1 rRNA gene is annotated in these 556 nt (G+C 54.9%); it reads left to right on the top strand.

The features are described 5' to 3' along the window. Positions 1–556, top strand: a 23S ribosomal RNA gene (locus ABD169_RS16115); the annotation flags it as partial.

Raw genomic sequence — 556 nt, 5'->3', positions numbered from 1 at the left:
CACACGGCGGGTGCTAACGTCCGTCGTGAAGAGGGAAACAACCCAGACCGCCAGCTAAGGTCCCAAAGTCATGGTTAAGTGGGAAACGATGTGGGAAGGCACAGACAGCCAGGATGTTGGCTTAGAAGCAGCCATCATTTAAAGAAAGCGTAATAGCTCACTGGTCGAGTCGGCCTGCGCGGAAGATGTAACGGGGCTAAACCATGCACCGAAGCTGCGGCAGCGACACTATGTGTTGTTGGGTAGGGGAGCGTTCTGTAAGCCTGCGAAGGTGTGCTGTGAGGCATGCTGGAGGTATCAGAAGTGCGAATGCTGACATAAGTAACGATAAAGCGGGTGAAAAGCCCGCTCGCCGGAAGACCAAGGGTTCCTGTCCAACGTTAATCGGGGCAGGGTGAGTCGACCCCTAAGGCGAGGCCGAAAGGCGTAGTCGATGGGAAACAGGTTAATATTCCTGTACTTGGTGTTACTGCGAAGGGGGGACGGAGAAGGCTATGTTAGCCGGGCGACGGTTGTCCCGGTTTAAGCATGTAGGCTGGTTATCCAGGCAAATCCG

This window comes from Leucobacter iarius, from assembly GCF_039530105.1.
GTDB lineage: Bacteria > Actinomycetota > Actinomycetes > Actinomycetales > Microbacteriaceae > Leucobacter > Leucobacter iarius.
Note: the sequence above shows the minus strand (reverse complement) of the source record. Positions and strands in the feature narration are given on the sequence as shown.